The following is a 6,295-nucleotide window of genomic DNA, read 5'->3' as shown; positions in this document are numbered from 1 at the left end:
CCGGCGCGGATACGTTTGTCCCCGGTGGTATTGGCGATGAGCCACGACTTCAATCGCTCACGCTCGGGCTCGCCGAGAACATCGCCGAGGACCAGGGCGCGGTAGTCGGCGGCGAGCGCCGCGGGTGTGGTGGTATCCCGCTCGTCGCCGGGGATGGCGGTGTTCAGTTCGGTTTCCCAGCGGTCGAGGCGGGAGGTGTTGTCGCCGATGGAACGCAGGAACGCGGTGAAACCCGCAGGGCCGCCCAAGAGCTTCAGCACCTGGTTGCCCGCGGTGTTGTCCGACACGGTGATCGTGGCGTCGCACAGCTCGGCGACGGTCATGCCCGTGTCGACGTGCTTCTCGGTCACCGGCGAATTCGCGACGAGATCGGCGCGGGAATAGTGGATCACCTGATCGAAGTACCCCGTCGACAGCGGATGGTCGCGCAGCAGAGCGCCGCACGCGAGACCTTTGAACGTGGAAGCCATCGGGAACCTCTCACCGTCCCGATGGCCGACGGTGCGGCCGGAGGCGGTGTCGATCGCGTACACACCCAGGCGCGCAGCGTGGTTCGTCTCCATCTCGGTGAAAGACGGTGTCGCGGCAGCAGGCGTGGTGCTCGGGTTCGCGGGCGCATCGCCGCCGGACCCGCACGCGGCGGTGACGGCGGTCAGCGCGGCCACCGCCGCGGCGGTGAGAAGTCGGCGACGACGGAGCGGGGGAGCGAATGGTGCGAAGGTCACCGCTGCACCACACCATCGACACAGCGGCACACGCCAATACCGGACTCCAGCGCGGACGAGTTCATTTCGATATCACCGCAGGTTCGCCCGCACGGTTGGTGTTCCGGCGCAGACCGCCGCCGGGCGACGAAATCACCATCCGGAACGCCACTGGTTCAATGACCGCATGGACCTGATCCGCCACCTTCGCTTCTTCGTCTCCGTCGCGGACGAGGGGCACTTCGGCAGGGCGGCGGCCGCGCTCGACATGACCCAGCCACCCCTGTCCCAGGGACTCCGGCGGCTCGAACGGCACCTGGGCGTCGACCTCATCCACCGCACCCGCCAGGGAGCCGTGCTCACCTCGGCCGGTCTCCAGCTGCTTCCCCGCGCTCGACTGCTCGTCGACGACGCCGAGCGCCTGCTCGCCGAGTCGCACCGCATCGCGCACGCCCACGGCGCCGTGCACTGGGGCGCGACCGCGGCACTGCCCGACCGGGTGGTCACGGCCTGCGTGGGCGCACTGCGGACCGTGGTGGCCCCGGACGCCGCGGTATCGACCACGGTGGGCGCGACCGTCGACCTGGTCGCCGACGTACGCGCCGGTCTCTGCGATGTCGCGGTGATCGAGCATCCGGCACTGGTCGACGGCGTCGAGGCCCGCCCGGTCGTCAAGCTGCCGCGATGGCTGGTCGTGCCGTCGGATCACCGCAGCGCTGACGCGGAACGCCCCACCTTCCCCATGCTCGCGGGATTGAATTTCGCCCATCCGCCGCGCGCCACCAACCCGCCCGCCTTCGACACCGTGCTCGACCTGCTGCGCGAGCGAGGCCTGGACGCGCCGACAGTGCCCGCGCCCGATGACCGCGCCGTGTTCGCCGCGGTGGCCGCCGGAACGAGCTTCGGGCTCACGGCGACTCCGCCGTCCGCCGCGCCGGGCGTGACGTGGCTGCGCATAGCGCCGCAGGCGGTGGCCCTGCGCGTGCGCGTCGTCCACCGTCCTGGAGCCGACGCCCAAGCCGATGCGGTGGACCGGGTGCTGTACCGGGAGCGCCTCCAATGAGCAAAGCGTCGCGTAGCGGCTCGTTGACGGGTGGTGGTCGAGTGACGGGTGGGCAGAAAGCGTCGCGTAGCGACTCGTTGAGGGGTAGTGGTCGGGTGACTGGCGGGCAAAAGGCATCGCGTGGCGACTCGTCGGGCGGTTACCGGGTGACGGGGACGGGCGGACGCAGCGCCGAGGAGAGGATCCGCGCCGTCTTCGCCGACGCGGGATGCACCGGCTGGCTGCACGCCCGCCGCTGCGACGACTCCGCGGCCGAGATCTCCATCGGAGGCCGAGAGCGGGTGGTTGTGGCGTCGGTGTACAAGCTGCCGCTGTTCGTCGCGTTCTGCCGCTGCGTCGACGCCGGGCGCATCGATCCCACGGCCCGGCTCACGGTGACCCCGTCGGACTGCACGCCCGGCCCGACCGGCATCGCCGTCATGCGCGACCCGGTGACCATGAGCCTGCGCGACCTGGCGACCTCGATGATGACCGTCTCCGACAACGCGGCGGCCGATGTCCTGCTCGGCGCGACCGGTCTCGGCGCGGTCGAGGAACTGCTGGACCAGCTCGGTCTCACCCAGACCAGGATCGTGGGCGGCACTGCCGACCTGCACCGCAGCCTGGTCCGCGACACCGACACCCACACCACCGCCGAGGCGTTCGCGATCCTGGCCGAGAACGACGACGCGTGGTCGGTGTCGGCCTACGATCCCTCCTACACGAGCGCGACGACACCGGAGGAAATGACCCGGTTCCTCCGCGCCCTGTGGAGCGGCTCGGTGCTGTCCGCCGAACAGACCGAGTTCGTCCGCGGCGTCATGCGCTGCCAGGTCTGGCCGCATCGCATCGCCGCCGCTTTCCCGCACCGCAGCGTGTCGGTCGCGGGCAAGACCGGAACCATCGGCGTGATCCGCAACGAGGTCGCGGTGGTGGAGTTCCCCGGGGAGTATCCGGTCGCGGTCGCGGTTTTCACCCGCGCGGCGCGCTCGGACCCGCACCTGCCCGTCGTCGACGCCGCCATCGCCGAGACCGCCCGCATCGCCGTCACCGAGCTTCGCCGCCCTCTCCCAGAGGAGTGAGGTCCCCCAGCGGGCGTCGCGAAAACCGAGCAGACTCGGGGTCTTCCCTGATGGCATGTGGACACGATCCCGGTAAGACTGGACGGCATGACTTCGCAAGCCTTGGGCGACACCGCCGACACGGCGGTCGCGACCGATGTCGCGGCCAGCGCTATCGAACTGACGAAGGTCTACGGATCGGGTGACACCCAGGTCACGGCCTTGGACGCGGTGTCGGCCGAGTTCGCGAAGGGAGAGTTCACCGCGATCATGGGCCCGTCCGGATCGGGGAAGTCGACCCTGATGCACTGCCTGGCCGGGCTCGACAGCGCCACGTCCGGCGCCGTGCGCATCGGCGAGACCGACCTCACCACCCTGTCCGACAAGCAGATGACGCGCCTGCGCCGGGACCGGATCGGTTTCGTGTTCCAGGCGTTCAACCTGGTGCCGACGCTCACGGCGCTGGAGAACATCACGCTGCCGCTGGACATCGCCGGGCGCAAGCCCGATCAGGACTGGCTGGACACGGTGCTGAAGCGGCTCGGCCTGACCGACCGGCTCACCCACCGGCCCAGCGAGCTGTCCGGCGGCCAGCAGCAGCGGGTGGCCTGCGCGCGGGCGCTGGCGGGCAAACCGGAGATCATCTTCGGCGACGAGCCGACCGGCAACCTGGACTCCCGCGCCTCGGAGGAGGTGCTGTCGATCCTGCGCGCCGCGGTGTACGAGTTCGGGCAGACGGTCGTCATCGTCACGCATGAGCCGCACGCGGCCGGGTTCGCCGACCGCGTGGTGTTCCTGGCCGACGGGCGCATCGTCGACGAGATGCGCGATCCCACCGCCGACACCGTGCTGGACCGGATGAAAGCGTTGGAGCAGGCGTGATCGGGCAGTCGCGGGAAATCCGGGGGTGGGGCTGATGGCCGGAAGTCCGATGCGCAAAGTGGCGCTGCGCAATCTCGCCGCGCACAAGGTGCGGCTTGCCCTGACCCTGTTGTCGGTGGTGCTGGGCACGGCCTTCATCGCGGGCTCGTTCGTGTTCACCGACACGTTGCAGCGCACCTTCGACGGCATCTTCGCCAACCAGGCCAAGGGCGTCGACGTTCGGGTGAGTCCGAAAGAGCGTCAGGCGCAGGGCATTCCGAACAACGTCGTGGATGAGCTGGCGAAATACCCCGGCGTCCGCACGGTGGCTCCGAGCGTGAACGGGCCGGTGGTGCTGCTCGACCCGGCGGGCAAGAAAGCCGTGCAGACCGGGGGAGCGCCCACTTTCGGCCAGTCCTACTTGCCGCCGGAGAAGGCGGTCGCGGAGCCGGAGAAGTTCACCCAGGGTGTCCCGCCCGCGCGCCCCGGCGAGATCGCGCTCAACACCGGCGGTGCCGAGCGGGCCGGGCTGAAGATCGGCGACCGGACCAAGATCCTGATCCCGTCGCAGCCCGATCCCATCGACGTCACCCTCACCGGGATCTACGAAGTCCCTTCGGACACCGGCGGTTTCATCGGCGTGCTGTTCGACGACACCCAAGCGCGCAAACTGTTCACCGACGGCATGCACGTCGCCTACGTGGACCTGGCGGCCACCGGCATTCCGGGCGACGAACTGCGCGACAACTTGGGCCGGGATCTGCCCGGCTACAAGGTGCAGAACGGCGATCAGGTGCGCGCCGACCTGAAGAAGGAAGTCTCCAACGCGCTCAACTTCATCAACTACTTCCTGCTCGCGTTCGGCGCGATCGCGCTGATCGTCGGCACGTTCATCATCTACAACACCTTCTCGATGATCGTCGCGCAGCGCTTGCGTGAGCTGGCGTTGCTGCGCGCGGTCGGCGCGAGTCGTCAGCAGGTCGGCCGGTCGGTGGTGGCCGAGGCGTTCGTCATCGGGTTGATCGGCAGTGCGATCGGCCTGGCGGGCGGCGTCGGGCTGGCGTTCGGGTTGTCGGCGGTGTTGAACGCCTTCGACTTGGGGCTGCCGACCGGATCGATGGCGGTGCTGCCGCGCACCATCCTGGTCGGGCTGTTCGTCGGTCTCGCGGTGACGATGGTCAGCGCGTACGCGCCCGCACGCCGTGCCGCGCGGATTCCACCCGTGCAAGCCATGCGTGAGGAGTTCGCGTCCACTGGGGAGTCGCTGCGCGTGCGCACCATCATCGGGGTGGTGCTCGCCGTGCTCGGTGCCGCGTTCGTCGTGCTGGGTGCGCAACGCACCGGTGGCACGGCGGCCGCGACGGTCGGCGTCGGCGCGCTCGGCCTGATCTTCGCGGTGCTGCTCGCCGGACCCGCGCTGTCGCGGCCGGTGGTAGCCGCGCTCGGGGTGCTGGTTCGGCCGTTCGGGTCGATCGGCCACATGGCGCGCAACAACGCGGCACGCAACCCCCGGCGCACCGCCGCGACGGCGTTCGCGCTCACGCTCGGGCTGATGCTGGTCTCGGCGATCGGCATGCTGGGCGCGTCGGCCAAGGCCAGCGTCGGCGTGCTGATCGACAAGGGGGTGCGAGCCGACTACGCGCTCGCGGGTCCGCAGTTGCTCGGGGTGCCGTTCGGCGCGGCCGACGCGGCCCGCACGAAAGTGCCCGGGGTGGCCGAGGCGGTCGGGCTCCGCGGCGCCGGTTTCAAGATCGGCAACGAGCAGGTGTTCGCCGCGTCCGCGGATGGGCCGCTGGACAGCGTGCTGAACTACGAGATCGTGCGCGGCGGCAACACTCTCGGCGACCGCGACCTGCTCGTGTCGGACGACGAGGCCGACAAGCGGGGATGGAAGGTGGGCGAACCGGTGAGCTTGACCAGCTTCGACGGCAAGAAGGTCACGCTCACGGTGACCGGCGTGTACCGGAACACTCCGCTGCTCGGTCCGATGGTGGTGTCGCAAGCCGTCTACAACGAGGTGGTTCCGCTCAACTTCCGCACCAACTTCCTGGTGCTGGTCAAGGCGAAGCCGGGCGCGAACATCACCGAGATGCGCACCGACCTGGAGAAGGCGACCGAGCAATTCGTCGTGGTGCAGGTGCAGGACCGCGAGGAGTATAAGGGCGCGCAGGGCAGGCAGATCAACACACTGCTGGCCATCCTCTACGGCCTGCTCGCGTTGGCGGTGGTGATCGCGATCCTGGGCATCGTGAACACGCTCGCGCTGTCGGTCGTGGAGCGGCGCAGGGAGATCGGCATGCTGCGCGCGGTCGGCATGCAGCGCATGCAGGTGCGCAGGACGATCTATCTCGAGTCGATGCTGATCGCGGTATTCGGCGCGATCGTCGGCATGCTGCTCGGCCTGGGCCTCGGCGTCGGCTTCCTGCGCACCCTGCGCGACCTCGGCTTGGACCAGATCGCCATCCCGTGGACGCAACTGGTGCTCGTCCTGGTCAGCTCGGCCGTCGTCGGGGTGCTGGCCGCGCTCTGGCCCGCGATACGCGCCGCGCGCACCCCGCCGCTCGCGGCGATCGCCGACCTCTGAAAGCCCGTGCGGCGCATCATAATTGTGCGCCGCACGGGTTCAT

General features: G+C 69.6%; 5 protein-coding genes. 4 read left to right on the top strand and 1 reads right to left on the bottom strand.

The features are described from left to right. The coding region (bla, locus tag ON34_RS21130; RefSeq protein ID WP_040781928.1) for a class A beta-lactamase at positions 1 to 725 on the bottom strand (725 nt) is incomplete at its 3' end. 166 nt (positions 726 to 891) lie between these two features. On the opposite strand from bla, the gene ON34_RS21125 reads away from it, so the two are divergent. The 4 genes from ON34_RS21125 (at position 892) to ON34_RS21110 (ending at position 6,252) form a co-directional block, all read left to right on the top strand. After that, positions 892 to 1,767, top strand: a complete 876-nt coding sequence (locus ON34_RS21125) for a LysR family transcriptional regulator (protein WP_040781926.1) — start codon at positions 892 to 894, stop codon at positions 1,765 to 1,767. Positions 1,768 to 1,913: 146 nt separating this feature from the next. Beyond that, positions 1,914 to 2,828 (top strand): serine hydrolase, encoded by a 915-nt coding sequence (locus tag ON34_RS21120; protein ID WP_040781923.1) that lies wholly within the window; start codon positions 1,914 to 1,916, stop codon positions 2,826 to 2,828. Between the two features lie 87 nt (positions 2,829 to 2,915). Then, a complete protein-coding gene (locus ON34_RS21115) occupies positions 2,916 to 3,689 on the top strand; it encodes an ABC transporter ATP-binding protein (RefSeq protein WP_051022934.1) in 774 nt (257 codons plus the stop codon). Between the two features lie 34 nt (positions 3,690 to 3,723). Continuing rightward, positions 3,724 to 6,252 carry an ABC transporter permease gene (locus ON34_RS21110; RefSeq protein ID WP_040781921.1) on the top strand — a complete coding sequence of 843 codons (2,529 nt, stop codon included), beginning with the start codon at positions 3,724 to 3,726 and terminating at the stop codon, positions 6,250 to 6,252. Positions 6,253 to 6,295: the final 43 nt, after the last annotated feature.

Source organism: Nocardia pneumoniae NBRC 100136 (assembly GCF_000308755.1).
Taxonomy (GTDB): Bacteria; Actinomycetota; Actinomycetes; order Mycobacteriales; family Mycobacteriaceae; genus Nocardia; species Nocardia pneumoniae.
The sequence above is the reverse complement of the archived record's forward strand: the minus strand, read 5'-3'. Positions and strand labels throughout refer to the sequence as shown.

Bases quoted from the DNA above. Each gene is read 5' to 3' on its own strand.
- ON34_RS21125 (WP_040781926.1), top strand. From the start codon at position 892: ATGGACCTGATCCGCCACCTTCGCTTCTTCGTCTCCGTCGCGGACGAG.
- ON34_RS21115 (WP_051022934.1), top strand. From the start codon at position 2,916: ATGACTTCGCAAGCCTTGGGCGACACCGCCGACACGGCGGTCGCGACC.
- ON34_RS21110 (WP_040781921.1), top strand. From the start codon at position 3,724: ATGGCCGGAAGTCCGATGCGCAAAGTGGCGCTGCGCAATCTCGCCGCG.